Here is a 16,519-nt window from a genome sequence, read left to right as displayed (position 1 = left end):
GAAACCCCTTCCGGCGAAGGTGCGTACCACGGAAAAGGCGGTGCGTCCAAAACACCATGACTGGAAATATGCCATACAGTACAATGACTTAGTCTATCTCAGACAGTCAGGCTGCCGGGCGGCGGAAACTGGCCAATTCCCGGTTCAGTTCATCGATCAGCCAACGCCGGTAGCGCCGTATCAGTGGTGTCTCCCAACGATCGGCGCGACCGATGATGAGGTATTTTCCCTCGGTATAGGGCTGGAAAGCCGGATTACCGCGGCCAATTTCCACCAGTTGACCAGACTTGAAAAACGCCTGCCCGACCAGCGCATTGACCAGCGCCACCCCGCGTCCGTGCAGGGCGGCATCGAGTGTCAGGTGCCCCTGCCACAAGCGCGGGCCGGTCAGGTCTAGTTCGTCATAGACCCCGTGAGCGGCCAGCCAGTGCGCCCAGCTGTCGAAGTCCATCTCATGCAGCATGCGCTGGTGGATTAGGTCGCGCGGCGTCTCGATCGGTCCTGCCTGGGCGAGATATTCCGGCGAGGCGACGGCCATGACTGCGACACTGGCCACCTCCTGGGCGCGCATGTCCGCCGGCAACTTGACCGTGACGCGGTAGGCAGGAACAAAACGGATCTCGATGTCGGACTCGTTGAGTCCCGCCAAGGCGTTGCGGTCGAGCGAACGCAGCTCGATATCGACATCCGGATGCAGCTTCTCGAACATGCCGACCCGGCGCGACATCCAGTGCAGTGCAAAGCCGGGCGAACAGGCAATGTTGAGATGATTGTGATAGCCCCGCCGCATCAGATCGATGGTGGAGGCGGCAATAGCGTCCATCGCGTTGGCGATATCCTTATGGTAGCGCCGGGCATCCTCGGTCAGGACCACGCCGCGCGCCGTGCGTTCGATCAAGCGCGCGCCGGTCCATTGTTCCAACGTTTTCAGGTGGCGACTGATGACCGCATGGTCACGGCCGAGGCTCCTGGCTGCTTGGCGTACACCGCCGAGACGCGCCACGGCATCGAAGGCGCGCAAAGCCTCGAAAGGCGGAATGGTCTTGCGTGACGGCGGGTTGTAGGCGGCGCCGCGATCCTCTTCATGCGTATCCATCCGGCACTCCAACTATACGGGCTTCGGCAACAAGATTCGGCACAACGGCGCATAAAGTGCGAGCAATATAAGCGTACCCGCCAAACCAATCCCTGCATGTAACAACCAGAATAGCGGTGGATGCAAGGGCTCGTAAAAACGGCCGAGCCAGCCGGAAAAAATGCCGGCAATGAACAAGCCAATATAGTGACCGCCGACCATCATCGATTTCACCTGAACGGGCGCGCTGCGGGCGACCAACGCCAGAGCAACGGGTGAACACAGCAAATATCCCGCGCCGATAACAAAGTGAAAGACCAGCGGCCAGATCACGGCAACCTTGCCACTCCCGGCCACCCACTGGCCTATGCTGAGCAATAGACAACCACCGCCAAACAGAGCGCAGCCAATGGCAAGCTTGGCGATATCGCTGGGCTCCAGCCCACGCTTTCCCAGCGCTTTCCACATAGCCATGGTCACAGGCGTCAGGGCCAATACGGCGAAGGCGTCGAGCGACTGAAACCATGTGACAGGTATGCTGAGGCCAAAGCCGATACCGAGGCTGACGTCGTCACGCAGCCATACCGGATAGGTGTTCCATATCTGCGATTGTACGGTCCAGAACAGCGAGGTGATCAGGATCAGTCCACACAGCACCCCAATTCGTCCCCACTCGGCACTAGTCATCCGTGCCGACTGCGCTTCTGTTTTCTTCGCGGGCGCCTTGAAATGTTTCAGGCCACGTAAATAAATGCCAATTCCGACCAGCATGCCTATACCTGCGGCCCCGAAGCCATAGTGCCAACCGTAAAGCTCGCCGAGCGTGCCACAGACGAGCGGCGAGACAAAAGCCCCGACCACCACCGACGTAACATACAGGGTATAGCCGTCGTCGATCCGCCGATCGCCGTCTGGATAGAGCGCGCCGACCTGCGCCGCCAGATTGCCTTTCAGCAGTCCCGCGCCACAGATAATGCAACCCAGTGCCGGCAGGAAGGCCGGTTCGAAGGCCATTAGGAAATGCCCGGCGGCCAGTAGCAATGCGCCGGTCAGCACGGCCGGTGTGCGGCCTATCAGCCGGTCGCCGATCAACCCGCCCACCACCGGACCAAAATAGACCAGGGCGACATAGATGCCGAATATTTGCGCGGCCAGCGCCTGCACTGACAACGGTCCGGTGACGCTTTCGACCAACGACCGGAATGCATTGAACCCCCAGACGTGATCAACCACGCCCGGCGTCAGCAGGCGGCCGGTCATATAGAGCATAAGTAACGCCTGCATGCCGTAGAAGGAGAACCGCTCCCACGCTTCGGTAAAGGCGATATAGGCCAGGCCTTTGGGATGACCCATAAAATCGTCTTTGCTCATCAGGCACTCCACAAAATGAAATTGGCCCGCCACGATAAAAGCGGCGGGCCGGTACAGTTATCAGAAGGTACGCGACAGGCTGACACCGATGGTGCGCGGCTTGGTGCGCGACGACTGTTTCCAGGCGTCGTAAGGATCGACCAGCAGGTTCTCATTCGTCAGGTTGGTGACGTAAAGTTCCGCTGTGATATCGGACCAGGTCACGCCAATCCGGGCATTGAGCAGGCTTATCCGGTCGGAGGCCTGAGTGCGCGGGACGAGGATCGAGTCATCCGTGGCGTAGGTCTTGTCGCGATAGACATAGTCGACGTGGACAAAACCCGGCATATTGGCCGCCCAGTCGAAGCTGTAATCCGCCGCGATGGTGGAGGAGAATTTCGGCGCATAATCCAGACCGTCACCGACCTGGAAGTTGGTCGTTTCCCCGGCTGCCAGATTGATCTTGGTGACCTCGCCGTCGATATAGGCAGCATTGGCCGACAGCGTCAGGGCGGGGGTGACACGCCAGTCGATCGTGCCCTCCAATCCCTTGATCTCCATCTCGCCGATATTGCGGGTATAGCTGATATAGCCGGCCGGGAAGTTGAAGAACTGGCCGGTGCGCAGGGCATCGTCATATTTGCTGTAATAGGCCGCGATGTCGAAGCGCACCTTGCCGTCGGCGACAATACCCTTAGTACCCAGTTCGTAGTTCATGAGCTTTTCAGGATTGTAGGGCGGCAGACCGGCACCATTGAAACCGCCCGACCGGAAACCCTTGGAAATATTGCCATAGAGGTTCCACTTCGGCGTCAGAGCATAGGTGAAATAGACACGCGGATCGGTCGAATCAAAGGTCGCCTTCTGCACCGTGCCCGCCAGATCGGTCGCCGTTTCATCATCCTTGAAGGACCGAATGCCGGCGCCGATCAGCAGTTTGTCGGTGATCTTGTAGCCGATGTCGGCAAAGGCCGAGACCGATTTCGACGTGTCATATTTGCGGTAAGTAAACGGATAGGTCCCGCCTGCATAGTAGGAGATGCCCTGGTCGTCGAGATTACCTTCAGCATCCTTGTAAAAGGCACCCACCGTATATTGCCATGGCCCCGTGCCTTCTGAGGTCAGACGAATTTCCTGGGTGAACTGCTGGGCGCGATCGGTGATGCCGTCGAAGCCTTCGTTCTGAACAGCCGCCGAGGTCGTCTTCGGCCCGGCGATATAGGTGGTGGCGTAGTTGCGGTCGAGCTCGACAAAGCTGGTTGAGCTGGTCAGGCGGCCGATGCCCGTCTTATAATTGGCTGTGACGTTCAGGATTTGCGAGCGATCATGGCGCGGCGGTAGCAGGTCATAATCCGGGCTGACTGGCACAGGTCGGGTACGGTCCGGATTTTCGTAATCGAGACCAAATTTGCTCTTCATCGAATAGGTTGTGGCCGTGGCTGTCAGGTCGAAATCTTCGGTCGGCTTCCACAGCAGTTTGGCGCGTAAATTGTATATGTCCTGGTTGTTGCCGTCCTTGATGCCGAGGCCGGGCTGGTCGATCCAACCGCCGCCGCTTTCATAGTCGCCAGCCAGACGCAGGCCGAGCGTGCCCTTAATCAACGGCAGGCTGACGGCGCCGGATACCTTGGTATTGGTGTCGCCCTTGTCGATCGAAGAGACATCGCCCTTGAAAAAGCCATCCACGCGGTTGAGGTTCGGACTCTTGGTGATAAACCGCACGGTGCCCGCCATGGCGCCCTGTCCGTAGAGCGTGCCCTGCGGCCCCTTCAGGACTTCCACCCGTTCGAGATCGAGCGCGCGCAGATCGACCTGGCGGAAGCCGCCGGTCAGGGTCACCGGTACATCATCCATATAAGACGAGACCAGGGCATCCGAACCCCGAATATTGGTGGCGCCGCGCAGGAAGATCTGCGAGGAGCCCGGACCGTCGTAACGCAGGATCAGACCCGGCACCGAATAGGACAGGTCCTGGACCGTCTGGATATTGCGCTTTTCCAGCGTATCGGCGCTCAATACATTGACCGCTACCGGCACGTCGATCTGGCGCTGCCGGCGCTTCTGCGAGGTAACCACCACTTCGATGACCTCATCCGCCGTCGGAGCGGCCGTTTCCTTGGTCGCTTCCTGAGCCTGCGCCTGCGCCACCGCCCCAATTCCACTCAGCACACCACTTACCAGCATGGCCGACAGGAGTGCGCGTGCCGACACACTCCCTTTAACCGTCTTGAAAAATCTCGATGTCATTTCTTGTTATCCCCTTCGCGTGTGTGGGTATCCACGGCATCAGATTGTTTTTGTGACGCTCCTGTGACTAGGCGCGTAGCCGGTCCAGACCGGTGCGCGCCACGCACCGAACGTCTTACTTTTTCGCTTTCTGCTTGATCCCCGTCTGTTTCCACAGACCAGGATTGATGACAAGCGTGCCGGACTGGTTGAAATCGAGCACCGTTGGATAACGGCCGGGCACAGCGAAGGTGCCGGGCCCCGACGGCACCAATTCCACCGCCTGATCGAGCGGCACATTGAACGCCTTGCGCACACCGGTAGCCCGGCCAAACAGCTTACCGTCCTTTTCGGTGACCGAGACGGTGACAAAGTTTGAGAACCGGTAGTCGCCCGCGTAACCCGCCAAGGCTTTTGCAGAAACAGCCGGCTGCGGTGTGATAACCGGCAACGGGTCCTGTGGGGGCACAGAATTGAGGATAGCGTCCCACATCAGATCGGAAGCGATGGCGCCGATTTCGGTGCTGTCGGCAATCCCCTTGTCGGCCTCGATCTCGCCGGTGGATACGGCGTAGAGCGCGTCGCCGTCATTCATCGTCGAGAAGGGCTGGATGCCACGCGCCATGGAGGTATGAACCTGGATCGCCAGACGTTGAAGTTCCGCCGCATCCATCTTTTGATTTACGACCACTAGGCTGATCGTCGTGTTATGCATCGGCCCGCTCGGCGTGGCCCATCCGGCCTTGCGGCTTTCCGGCAGGTTATGCATCAAATCATTGACCGTGATATCGGCTGGCCAGCCGGCATCGTTGTAACAGGCGGCCAACTTGCCGTCCCGGTTAACCACCACGCCGTAAGGGTTGGCTACGGTAAAGACAGCGACCTTCAGGTCGCCAATCTGGCGAAACGCGCCGCCCTGCCCGGAGTGCGCCTTGCAACCGAAGAAGTAACCCGACATGGTCATGCGTCCGGCCCCAGCCGCGCCATTGCGGAAAACACCCGGCTGAGCGGCGCGATAGGCCGCTTGAGCCAGTTTTTTGTCTGGATAGATTTCGTTGAGACGACGGTCGCCATAGTCGAAAATGATCGCGCCCAGTGCCACCGCGATGGAATCCCAGTTGCCGGTATTCCTGCCGTCATCCTTGAGCGCGCTGGCCACCGCCGTGGTGCTTTCCAGGCCGTAGGCCGAACCGCCGGCAAAAACGACCGCGTCGAAATCCGAGGTCGGATAGCCCAGCCGCGCCAGATCGGTATTGACCGTGCCAGGTGCGCCACCTCGCACATCCACGGCCGCCATGACCTTCTTGTCGAAGCTGAAAACCGTGACGCCGGTGGGTCCTTCGCTATATTCGCCCGTGCCTATCTTTAGCATCGGCCAGTCAAATTTCAGTTCCGTACCGCCAGCGTTGATTAAGGGTTTCAGATTGGCCTGGCTGTCCGGTGGGGTCGGTGCTGGGGTCTGGGCCACGACGGGGCCGACGGTCAGCGCCAAAGCAAAAGCCGAGGCTGAGACAAGAAGCAGAAAAGACTTGGTCATGTGTATATCCTCGTGGACTGATCAGACTGGGGCCAGCAGCAGACTATGCCGCATTGCAAAAAATGTCGCGTGTGGTGCGCCAGAGTCACCACTAAAACCACGCGCGCAGGCACTATTGGCGATAGAGCCGAAAATGCGTCTGGCCTCATGGCCGATGAAGTCAAGCTAGATCAAGGATTTGTGACTGTCAGGATGCAAAGACCGGAGGCAGCGGTGACGCAGGCTCACCACCCGCTCCGCTTTTTATGAATGTTGTCCGGCAGGGAGGTATGGGTATGATTACCGGCCGTCTGTGTCTTTTCAGCACGCCGAACAGTCAGGAAGAAATATGAGCCCCAGCCTTTTCCGCGCCGAACCCTATATAGCCGCGGACCCAGCCACCATAGTGCGCGACTATCCCTTCGCCACCCTGATCCTGCCAAACCTGTCTGCCACTACCACAGCCATCGTTTTCGAGACGGATGACAGCACCAAAACCTTGATAGGGCATATGGCTGGGCGCAATCCACAGGCCAGGGCCATGCAGACCGGCGACAAGGTACTGGTCATCTTTGCTGGCCCGCACGCCTATATTTCACCGCGCTGGTATGTCGAAAAACCAGAGGTGCCGACCTGGAACTATGTCGCCGCCCATGTGCGCGGCAAGCTGGAAGTCATTGAGGACGACGCTGGCCAAACCGAAGTCTTGCGCCGAACAATTGAAGTCGCCGAAAATGGATTTGACGATCCGTGGACGATCGACATGGCCGCCGAAGGGCGAGTGGCCTTTCTGCTGCCCAAAATACGGTCCTTCCGCATCCATATCGACACCATCGAAGGCACGACCAAGCTCAGCCAAACCCATCCGGATGGCGATCGACATCGCATCATCGCCGGGCTCAAAGAAAGGTCTAGTTCGGATATCTCCGATTTGATGTCGGTCGTTCGGGATAAGCCGCTACTTTGACGTCAGATGCTGTCCCTCATCCAAAAGAAGCCCGCGGAGCTTGTCATAGCTGATCGCTTGTACCGGCACACCCTCTTCAAGAGACAACGAAGCGGCAGCACCGGCTGATTGGCCCAGGATCATAAAAACGGGTTCCATGCGGATGGACCCGTAAGCGATATGGCTGGCCGATACCGCCACGGGCACCAGCAGGTTGGATGCCTCGTTTTCTTTCGGCACAATGGCACGATAGCTAATCTCGTAAACTCTGCCCGGAGAGACTTCGATGTTGCCTTCGTTACGAACATGACCCTTAGCATCCACATAGCGGCGGCTATTGTGAGAATCGAGATTATACGACCCAAGACCGACGGGCTCCGGTGTCGGCGTCGATCCGCGCAAATGGTTTTCGGTCATCACGAAATCCGAAACCATTCTGCGTCCTTCGCGAATGTATAATTCGTGCGGCCAATTGCCATTGTCGGTAAATTCATCGGCACAAAGTCCCCAGGCGGACGTGGCTTCGCGCACGTCCATCGGCACGCGTGGGTCATGTTGCAGGAACCAGAAAAAGCCTTCCTGATACGAGCGATGCTCGGCTGCAATTTTCTCCCGTTCCGCATAGCTTCCCGTCGGGTAGCTATAGTTCATGCCGATATCATCGGTGGAGAATGCACCGTAGTTGTTCGTATCGGTCTTGCCATGCGGGATCGCCGCGAAGATACCAAAAGGCCCCCGAAAACCGGCATCCAGATAACGTCCCAGAACTTCGTACTGCTGAGGATCGTAATTATCCGGCTTGCGGAAAGCCACACGATTGCCAGGATCCTTCGTCATGCACAGGCGGTAATTATAGGCTTGGATGCGTTGGTCACCGTCCCCGTCCTGCCCAGGCGGTTCGGCAGATATGCGCGGCAATAGCCCGCTTGCGGGATTGCCAGGCACCACATAGGGGTCGATATCTTTGACAAACTGGTGATTGGTTGAATTCGCGGCCTGTATGCCATTCAGAGTTTCGCCATATACAGCATTGGCTTCTCGGCCAATCGTGTAGGAAACCCCTGCCATGGCCAGCAGGTCGCCTTCATAGGTCGCGTCGATAAATACGCGGCCCGCGTAGGTATGTCCGTCAACCGTGTGGATCTTGCGGATACGCGCGCCGTCTTTTTCGACGCCTTTTTTGGTGTCGAGCAGTAGCGCCTGCCTGAACACAGGTTTCACGCCGGCATCGCTGAGCCACCGCGTATAGATCGCTTCCGCGACATGGGGCTCAAAAATCCACATTGTTTCCCGATCCACAGGCGATTGCGACTCGGCCGTCTGTCCGCGCGTCGATCCCGTATATCCCTTGGCGGTGTAGTACGCCTTCACATCGCGGTAAAATTGAAGTGCCTGTCCGCCAACTGCATCATGATCGCCTGCGTCGGCAAAACCCAGCCCATTGGCGCTAAGACCACCGATATGGCTCCCGGGACACAGCAGCTGTACGCTGTGACCATGACGCCGCACTTCGAGGGCTGCGGTTATGCCTGCGGGCGTACATCCATAGATCAGGACATCAGAGGAGGTAGCGGAATAGGCCTGACTACTGGCGCCCTGCGCCATCGCAAGACCCAAAACCGTGATAACCAGGAACTGTCGCATAAGTCATCTCCAAAACAGAAAAAGGCCGATGGTGCTACGGGCAAAAGAGCACCATCGGAGTTAGGGCCGAGGAATGAGATCCACGCCGTCGGGAGAACTAGAAGGCAGCGGAAACGCCGAGATAAATACGCCGGTCGTCGAGATAGGAGCTTAACAGGCGGGACTTGTCACCAGCATAGAAGCTGTTGAGATCCTTGCCGATATTGACAGCCTCAAAGTTCAGCTTGAAGACGTCAGTGAGCTTGTATGAGGCCGAAGCATCCCACTGACCGCGCCCAGCCGCCCAGCCGCTGCCGCCGCTGGATGCACCGCCCTGGTAGAGGAGGTACGCGCTACGATATCCATATCCGATACGACCGCTGAATGCCCCCTTCTCGTAATAGGCAATGATATTGCCGCTATCCTTCGACGAATAGGGCAATGGCAATGCCTTCCCTGTAATACCGTCAATGCTTGGCGTCTTGCTGTCCGAATGGGTATAGGTAATGGCGTAGCCCAGTCCGTCAAAGGGGGCGGGCAGGAAAGACAGAGCGTGCTGATAATTGAATTCAAAGCCCTGCACCTCGCCGTTCGTGCCGTTGGTCGGGCGCGTCACTTGATAGGTGTAGGCGGCCGAGCCGGTCAGGGTATTGTTCGGCGCCTCGGGGTGTTCTTCCGTGGTCTGCATGTTGATTGTGAACGCAGAGACATCCTTCTTGAACAGCCCCAACGATACCATGCTGGCCGGCGCAAAATACCATTCCGCCGTCAGATCGTATTGGGTGGCTGAATAGGGCTTTAGGTCCGGATTGCCGGCGCTACCTGTCATGCTGACCGGTGCCAGCGAGATACCGACGCCTGTCGAGCTGAGATCGGGCCGGGCAACAACCTTGGCGGCTGAGAAGCGCAAGTTGATCTTTGAGGTTGGCTCGACGATCAGGTTGAGATTCGGCAAGGTCGAATTGAAATCCCGATCGGCGGTTGTCGGCAGGGCATTGGAACCGACGAGCGTGTAGCCGAAGATATGACGCTGCATCTTGACCTGACGCACGCCCACGTCACCGTGATAGGGCATTCCGAACGCGTCGCCCTTGTAATTGAACTTGGCATAAACGGCATCGGTCTTCTGTTCGACCTGGTTGATGGTCGCTTTTGCGCCATTGGAATCGAACGAAGGCGCCGTTGCACCAAGGAAATTGCGCGCGGCAGTCATGTCGACAGTTCCGGAAAGAATCGTTCGCGGGAATGCCCCCGTCTGACCGTCAAACAGGTTGTTGACGACCGAACCGTAGTTTAGGCCAAGGATTTCGTTGGCGCGTAGACTGGTTGCCGGTGTGGGATCGTTCAGGCTCAGAGCCGGATAACTGGCGGCGGCGTTGCCGTTGAATACCTCGACCGTCTCGGTACGCGCACCCACCTTGACAGACGACAGGAAGCCGCTGTCCAGGGTGTATTCGGCATCAAAAGCGGCGTCGCGGCCGCTGTTGCGGTGGATATAATCTTGGTCGAAAGTGGCGTAGATTTCGTACTGCGCCGGATCCAGCACGTTGAAATTGGTCGCCAGATTGTAGTTGGGAGAAACCTTCGAGCCGTCGGCATAGCTGTAACCGACATTGACCACGTCACCGGATATCTGGCGCGCGACAAGGACATTGTCGTTGCCTGCATTGTTGTTGCCACCGTCTCCCTGAAGCCCGGTGCCTTTGCCGTCGCTGTTAGACGCCCTGAAATCCAGCGTCCAGCGGCCCACAAAATAGTGCGCGGTCACGCTGGTGAACGAATTTTCCGAATATGAATTGCCGGCATAAAGCAGAGGCCGAAGCGTTTGATTGGCAAAATTGCCGGAAGCGAGCGTGCCGTCGGAAAGTATGACGCCTTTGGTTATACTGTTGGTGAGGATGACCTGTTGCGCCGTACGTGTCCGGTCGACATCACGACGCGACTTAAGGCCATCAACGGTCACGGTCAGGTTTTCGACCGGGCGCCACTGCAGCGTACCGTTCAGCGCCCACCGGTCATCTTCGTAAGCGTTAGACCAGGTCTGCAAGCGCAGCGGTCGGTAAAACGTATCAGCCACGCCGTCACCTGTGACGTCCACGCCAGTCACTTGGGTCCAGCCACCGGACTGATAGAGATCGCTGCGGCCGTAGGATGTCGAATAAGTTGCCGCCAACAGCGCCCCCAACTTGCCGCCGTCAAACTTGTTGCCGAAAAAGGCGGATGCCTTATAGCCCATCTTGTCTGCCTGATCGGCGTAAGAGCCTTCCGCCCGCAAGCCAAACAGGGGTTTTTTGAGGTCAAGCGGTCTGCGGGTGCGCAGGTTCACCATGCCGCCCAACCACCCTTCCACAAGGTCCGCCGACGGCGCCTTGATCACGTCGACGCCAGCCAGGAGTTCCGGCGAGACATCTCCCAGGTTGGGGTTGCCATTGCGCTCGCTGCCCACGAAGCTTTGCCCGTTGACCAGCAACGTGTTCAACTGGATGCCGCGCACCGTAAACGAGCCACCCTGCCCTTCGACGCGCGTAATTTGCACACCCGGAATGCGAGCCAGTGTTTCCGCGATATTCTGATCGGGCAATTTGCCGATGTCGTCCGCTGTAATCGAATCCATGATGACAGATGACTTGCGTTTCAGATTGATCGAGTCGGCGATAGAGCGTCGGATCCCGGTAACAACGACGACGGTTTCCTCTGAAGGCGCCGCAGCGGCCTCAGTCTGGGCCCCGGCCGGAATGGCAAAACCACTACCCGCGGTCAGAGCCAGCAGCGAAACCAGGCCGAATTTCATTTTATATGCGTGTTGCATGAGCGTTCCCCTTAGCGCCGCTGCTGCGGCGAAGTGCCAACCCCTTCACACGTATATCGACAAAATCTTTCTCAAGCTCAGAATGCAGATAGCATTCGAGCCAGGCCTTTCGACTATTAGTCGATAGGTGGAAAGAAATATTTTGAAGACGATCAGAATTAAAATGGAATATATATACCGTGCTGAATTCAGCGCGCTTCTATTTAAACCAATATGCTTTTCAATCCCGCCCTGTACGTGATGTAGAGATCATTATTATTGACCTACCTGATTTCAGGTCTGTCCTTTAGTAAGAGTCGTATGCGTGAAAAACACGAACCAGAAGATGAAAATTTTTTCCTGGCCTATTTTTCTGGCCTGACCTTCAGAACGTATCCGTTTGAAGTTTTAACGGCGCTCACAGGATAGGCCGCTGTTACACCGGTGATAAAAGCGGCGGCGTCCCCGGCACGATATATACCAGATACCCGGATATCGCGGCCGTCAGGATTTTGCAGCTCGATGGAAATGTCCGCGTAACGCTTGGCCTCATCTATGGCGGTCCGAAGCGGCGTGCCGTCAAAGACAAGCTGGCCGTCACGCCATGCCATACTATCTTGCAGATCATTCGCGCTCAAAGTGTCCGTGCGACCGTTTGCAGCGGATTCACCGCTAAAGGCCTGCCCCGGCGCCAGCAGAGCCACCGTTTTCTTCGGACGAGGCCAGCCGCCCAGCCATTGGCTCATACCTTCATCATTCGCCATGACAGAGACGCGGCCCTCATAGAGGATGACACGACCATCACCGCGTTGGCGATCAACGGAAAATTCCGTGCCTGTCGCAATAACGGTCCGGTCGCCAGCCGCCACAGTAAACGGCCGCAGCGCGTCCTTGGCGACATTGAAATTCGCCCGCCCCGAGGTCAGCCATATCTGCCGCCGCCCATCCTCGAAATGCACCTTGATGGCAGAATTGGCATCGAGGGCCACCCGCGAACCATCGCTCAGTTCAACGGTTCGCCATTCATTGCCGATCGTCCGATAGGTGGTCGAAAACAGATTTGAGCGGATGGACGGTGTGGCCAGATACAGCCCCATACCCAGAACGGCGCAGGCCACCACAGCACCAAAACGCTGCAAGGTTTGCCGCAAAGCGGCCGTCCGGTTCCGGCGGGCGAAGCTGGACCAGGCCTGACCTCTCAGGACATCCAGTTCGTCGCTGCTGTCTTGATCAAGGGTCTGCAAAACGGACAGCGCCCGCCGAAGGGTCTCCGCATTTGCTGCGTTGGCGTCAAGCCAGGCCTGCAGTTTCAAATGTTCGGCACCCACCACATGGCCGGCATTGAGCCGCAGCGCCCACTCGGCTGCTGTTTCCTTAACGGTGTTCTCTGCATCCAGATTATACATGACGGTCATGCTCCCGTCCGGCCGTCAGAGTCAGGTGGCTAAGCGCCTTGACAATGTGCTTTTGCACGGCACGTACCGAAATCCCGTATGCCTTGGCAATATCCAACTGCGGCACGCTATCCAACCGATCCAGTATGAAAATCTCCCGGGTCCGTTCCGGCAATTCCTTCAACGCCAACACGATTCTGGCCAGTTCCTCCCTCCCGGACAGCAATCTTTGCGGATCGACAAAATCAGCACGATCGTCCAGGGCGAGATACATCGCCTCCGCCTGGGTGGCTCGATGGCGCAGCGTCGACATCTTGTTGCGCAACAGATTGGCGGCAACCTGAAAGATGTAGGCATCCGGGCTGCGCAGTTCACCAATAGCCGAAGACATCAACCGCAAAAAGACTTCCTGCGTCATGTCCTCCGCATCCGAGCGGCCGACACGATGACGCACAAAGAAGGCAATGAGTGGACGGCGATACCGCTCATTCAGTCCGGATAAGTCGGAGTTCGTCCTGGCCGTCACGTTTTTTGCCTCACCTAATATACAGTAAGACAATCGGGCGCGACAAACACGTACCGACGCGCGCATATCTCAACGAAAAAATTGATGACCCGCATACGTCTTACCCTGCCTTTCAGTAAGTTACGGTAAGACCGACAAATATACGCCGATCATCCTGCCAGGCATTGTTGAGCCTCTCCGGCAGCCCGACATAGCTGGAGGACAGGGACCGCATCACATTGATGGCCTCAAAGGTCAGGCGGGCGCGATCGTTTAGCGCCAAAGAACCGAATATATCCATTTGTCCCCGCGACCGCATGAAAATGCTACCACCGGCAGCAGCCGCCTGTTGGGCCTCCAGATAGCGACCTCGGTAATTGTAGGTGGCGCGTATGGATAACAGAGTGTTTTCCCAAAACACGGTCAGGTTTCCACTGTCCCTCGACATGAACGGCATGGGCAATCTGACACCTGTAAGTTCGTCCGAATTTGGCGTTTCCGACCAGGCATAAGTGTAGGTGAGTGCATATCCGACCTTGCCGAAACCGGCGGGGAGGATATGAAGGGACTTTTGCAGATTTACTTCCGCGCCATATATTTTCCCGTTCGTCCCATTTTCCGGACGGATCATGGAATATTGGGTCGAGCCCGTGGTGTTGTTTGGCGCTTCCGGATGATCTTCCGTCGTCTGGACGAGACGGGTAAACGCTGAGACCTGCTTGGCGAAAACCCCGAGTGACACCAGATCGCCAGCGGCGCCATAGTGTTCGAACGCAACATCAAACTGTTTAGCCTTGTAAGGATTGAGGTCGGGATTGCCCGCCGTACCGGTATTGCTGACGGGAAACAGAACAATGCCAACACCGGTCTGGCTTAAAGGCGGGCGGGCAATGACATCGGCCGCCGCAATCCGCATCTGGGTCAGGCGGGTCAGTTTCACACACAGGTTCAGGCTTGGTAAAAGATCGCGGTAGGTCTTTGATACTGACAGCGGATTCGCCGTTACACCGTCATAGACAAACCCTTCTGACAGCCGGCTGACTCCGACTGATCGCGCACCAATATCGCCCGAAACCGGCATCCCAAGCCACCGACCTGTGAAGGCGTATTTTATATATATGGCCGCGGTTTCCTGCATGACTCGGTTAATTGTCTGCTGTGCCGACGGATTGTCCAGGCTGGGCGCAGGCAATCCATAGGCTGCCCGGAAGATAGCCGGCGAGAAATATCCGGTCATCACGCGCCGTTCGAACCCACCCGATTGCCCCGCCATGAAGGTGTCAACCGGGCCGGTGAAGCTGAGGCCCGGTACGTCCAGCGCATTGAGAGTGCCTCCCGTCATCGAAAACAGGTCTGCAGGCACGACGGTAACCGCATTGCCCTGAAAAATACGCACATTTTCAAGGCGAACGCCCCAACTGAGCTTGTCCCCTTTGGCATTCATCGTGCGGACATTGGAGATTTCTCCATCGCGTCCAACGTTCTTGTTGACATAAAGTCTGTCGAAATAGGTATAGGCGTCGTACGACCGAAGGTCGAATCTGTCAAAATTTGTATCGAGACGAGAGTCCGGTGGCCTGGACACACTGAATGTGTTCAATGTAAGGGCAGCGCTGCTCCCTTCCTTTTGGCGCAGCACGACAACCTCATCATTGCCGGGATAATTATTCATATCGCCCCCATCGCCCTGGCTATAGCCGTTGCTGGCTGAGGCCTTAAAGCGCCATTGACTACGCGCATTGCCAAAACGCCCTGCGACTGTTGTCGCACTTGTCTTGGCCTGACTTGACCCGTCGTAAATCAGCGGTCGGACGATGACATTGTCGAAGCGGCCAGCCAACAGGGTGTGGGACTTTGATACGACGGCTGAGTCTATGACATCTCCCAATATGATCTGGTTCGCATTGCGCATGCGTCGATCCCGTCGAACCGATTCATATAGGTCGAGACTGAACTCGCTGTCCGCGGTTGGGCGCCATTGCACCGTGCCCGTCAAAGCAGCCCGACGGCTTACATAGTCTGTCAACCACTCCTGCACGCGCAAAGGCCTATATACCACCTCCGTCCCACCATCCGTAATGATATTGGTACCCGTCCAACCACCCGAACTGTAGGTATCGCTTCGCCCCGCCAACTCGGACACCGAACCGGACAGAAGAATACCTAGTCGCCGCCCAAAGAATGTGCGGGTATAAAGCGCCGACGACTTTGCGCCCGCCTTTCGCGCCAGATCGGCATAGTTGACTTCGCTCTGAATCGAGATGAGCGGGACCTTGAATTCAAATGGGCGTTTTGTCTGAAGATTTATGATGCCGCCGAGCCAGCCTTCCGGCAAATCTGCCGACGGAGTTTTTATAACATCAATACGCGACAGGAACTCTGGCGATATATCAGCCAGCCGGGGATCGCCATTACCACCGCTGCCAATGAAAGACGTTCCGTTCAGTTCAAGGCGGTTAAGGCCGATACCGCGAACCGTCACCGACTGCCCTTGTCCTTCGACACGCGTGATCTGGACACCCGGCATACGGCTCAGACTTTCGGCAACATTCTGGTCCGGAAGCTTTCCTATATCTTCCGCTGATACCGTATCGATAATCAGACCGGCTCGGCGCTTTGCCATCACCGCCTCAGTCATTGAATGACGTATGCCCGTTACGGTCACTTCCAGCGGCTCCTCCTGGGAGACTTTGGGACGGATCGGGACCACATCCGGTGGCTTTGGTGGCACCTGTGCCGAGCGCGGACGGATGAGGACTACGCCTCGCGGCAGGTTTACCGCCTCTAGGTCGGTGCCCTTTAGCAATATCTCGAGCGCCTCAGAAGCACTGTAACTGCCACGAAGAGAATGGTTCCGTGCGCTGGAGGGAATATCCGGATTTAAGGATATCTGTGTTCCCGACTGCCGGGCATAGAATTGTAAAGCGCGCGCAATAGGTTGAGAAGAAATCCTGAAGTCGAACAGCATCTCGTCAGCGTAACAGGCACCGGCGCCCAGAGCCGAAACAAACGCGAACACGCATGCGCTGAAGACGCGCCGCAAGACGCGGCCTTTCCTTTGTCTGGCCCCCATGCTCTCTTCCTGTTTACGCACGG

Annotated in this window: 10 protein-coding genes; 1 reads left to right on the top strand and 9 read right to left on the bottom strand. The window is 57.3% G+C overall.

Annotated features, from left to right (window positions below):
• Nucleotides 1-106: 106 nt before the first annotated feature.
• From AEAC466_RS40120 to AEAC466_RS40105, 4 genes are all read right to left on the bottom strand, one after another.
• On the bottom strand, nt 107-1,096 hold the full coding sequence (locus AEAC466_RS40120) for a LysR substrate-binding domain-containing protein (RefSeq protein ID WP_023459601.1): 990 nt from the start codon (nt 1,094-1,096) through the stop codon (nt 107-109).
• Nucleotides 1,097-1,108: 12 nt separating this feature from the next.
• Nucleotides 1,109-2,446 carry a peptide MFS transporter gene (locus tag AEAC466_RS40115; protein WP_023459600.1) on the bottom strand — a complete coding sequence of 446 codons (1,338 nt, stop codon included), beginning with the start codon at nt 2,444-2,446 and terminating at the stop codon, nt 1,109-1,111.
• A 60-nt stretch (nt 2,447-2,506) separates the two neighbouring features.
• Nucleotides 2,507-4,672: a TonB-dependent receptor gene (locus AEAC466_RS40110; protein ID WP_081714714.1), complete on the bottom strand. Its 2,166-nt coding sequence runs from the start codon at nt 4,670-4,672 to the stop codon at nt 2,507-2,509.
• 115 nt (nt 4,673-4,787) lie between these two features.
• Nucleotides 4,788-6,188, bottom strand: coding sequence for a P1 family peptidase (locus AEAC466_RS40105; protein WP_023459598.1), 1,401 nt, complete (start codon nt 6,186-6,188; stop codon nt 4,788-4,790).
• Nucleotides 6,189-6,516: 328 nt separating this feature from the next.
• Between AEAC466_RS40105 and AEAC466_RS0122770 the strand changes: the two genes are divergently transcribed.
• Nucleotides 6,517-7,134, top strand: coding sequence for an FMN-binding negative transcriptional regulator (locus AEAC466_RS0122770; RefSeq protein ID WP_023459597.1), 618 nt, complete (start codon nt 6,517-6,519; stop codon nt 7,132-7,134).
• On the opposite strand, the gene AEAC466_RS40100 is transcribed toward AEAC466_RS0122770, so the two are convergent.
• The 5 genes from AEAC466_RS40100 to AEAC466_RS40080 all read right to left on the bottom strand — a co-directional run bounded on the left by AEAC466_RS40100 (nt 7,126) and on the right by AEAC466_RS40080 (nt 16,229).
• On the bottom strand, nt 7,126-8,757 hold the full coding sequence (locus AEAC466_RS40100) for an FAD-dependent oxidoreductase (protein WP_023459596.1): 1,632 nt from the start codon (nt 8,755-8,757) through the stop codon (nt 7,126-7,128). The two genes, AEAC466_RS0122770 and AEAC466_RS40100, sit on opposite strands and share 9 nt — an antisense overlap.
• Nucleotides 8,758-8,854: 97 nt before the next feature.
• Nucleotides 8,855-11,545: a TonB-dependent receptor gene (locus AEAC466_RS40095; RefSeq protein ID WP_023459595.1), complete on the bottom strand. Its 2,691-nt coding sequence runs from the start codon at nt 11,543-11,545 to the stop codon at nt 8,855-8,857.
• A 344-nt stretch (nt 11,546-11,889) separates the two neighbouring features.
• On the bottom strand, nt 11,890-12,939 hold the full coding sequence (locus AEAC466_RS40090) for a FecR family protein (RefSeq protein ID WP_023459594.1): 1,050 nt from the start codon (nt 12,937-12,939) through the stop codon (nt 11,890-11,892).
• Nucleotides 12,923-13,444 carry an RNA polymerase sigma factor gene (locus tag AEAC466_RS40085; protein ID WP_023459593.1) on the bottom strand — a complete coding sequence of 174 codons (522 nt, stop codon included), beginning with the start codon at nt 13,442-13,444 and terminating at the stop codon, nt 12,923-12,925. Before AEAC466_RS40085 ends, AEAC466_RS40090 begins: the two co-directional genes overlap by 17 nt.
• A 112-nt stretch (nt 13,445-13,556) precedes the next feature.
• Nucleotides 13,557-16,229, bottom strand: coding sequence for a TonB-dependent receptor (locus AEAC466_RS40080; RefSeq protein ID WP_162148971.1), 2,673 nt, complete (start codon nt 16,227-16,229; stop codon nt 13,557-13,559).
• Nucleotides 16,230-16,519: the final 290 nt, after the last annotated feature.

This window comes from Asticcacaulis sp. AC466, from assembly GCF_000495815.1.
GTDB lineage: Bacteria > Pseudomonadota > Alphaproteobacteria > Caulobacterales > Caulobacteraceae > Asticcacaulis.
Note: the sequence above shows the minus strand (reverse complement) of the source record. Positions and strands in the feature narration are given on the sequence as shown.

What these genes read in the sequence shown, in the direction of transcription:
- AEAC466_RS40120 (WP_023459601.1), bottom strand. Translation starts at nt 1,096, where the DNA reads ATGGATACGCATGAAGAGGATCGCGGCGCCGCCTACAACCCGCCGTCA.
- AEAC466_RS40115 (WP_023459600.1), bottom strand. Translation starts at nt 2,446, where the DNA reads ATGAGCAAAGACGATTTTATGGGTCATCCCAAAGGCCTGGCCTATATC.
- AEAC466_RS40110 (WP_081714714.1), bottom strand. Translation starts at nt 4,672, where the DNA reads ATGACATCGAGATTTTTCAAGACGGTTAAAGGGAGTGTGTCGGCACGC.
- AEAC466_RS40105 (WP_023459598.1), bottom strand. Translation starts at nt 6,188, where the DNA reads ATGACCAAGTCTTTTCTGCTTCTTGTCTCAGCCTCGGCTTTTGCTTTG.
- AEAC466_RS0122770 (WP_023459597.1), top strand. Translation starts at nt 6,517, where the DNA reads ATGAGCCCCAGCCTTTTCCGCGCCGAACCCTATATAGCCGCGGACCCA.
- AEAC466_RS40100 (WP_023459596.1), bottom strand. Translation starts at nt 8,757, where the DNA reads ATGCGACAGTTCCTGGTTATCACGGTTTTGGGTCTTGCGATGGCGCAG.
- AEAC466_RS40095 (WP_023459595.1), bottom strand. Translation starts at nt 11,545, where the DNA reads ATGCAACACGCATATAAAATGAAATTCGGCCTGGTTTCGCTGCTGGCT.
- AEAC466_RS40090 (WP_023459594.1), bottom strand. Translation starts at nt 12,939, where the DNA reads ATGACCGTCATGTATAATCTGGATGCAGAGAACACCGTTAAGGAAACA.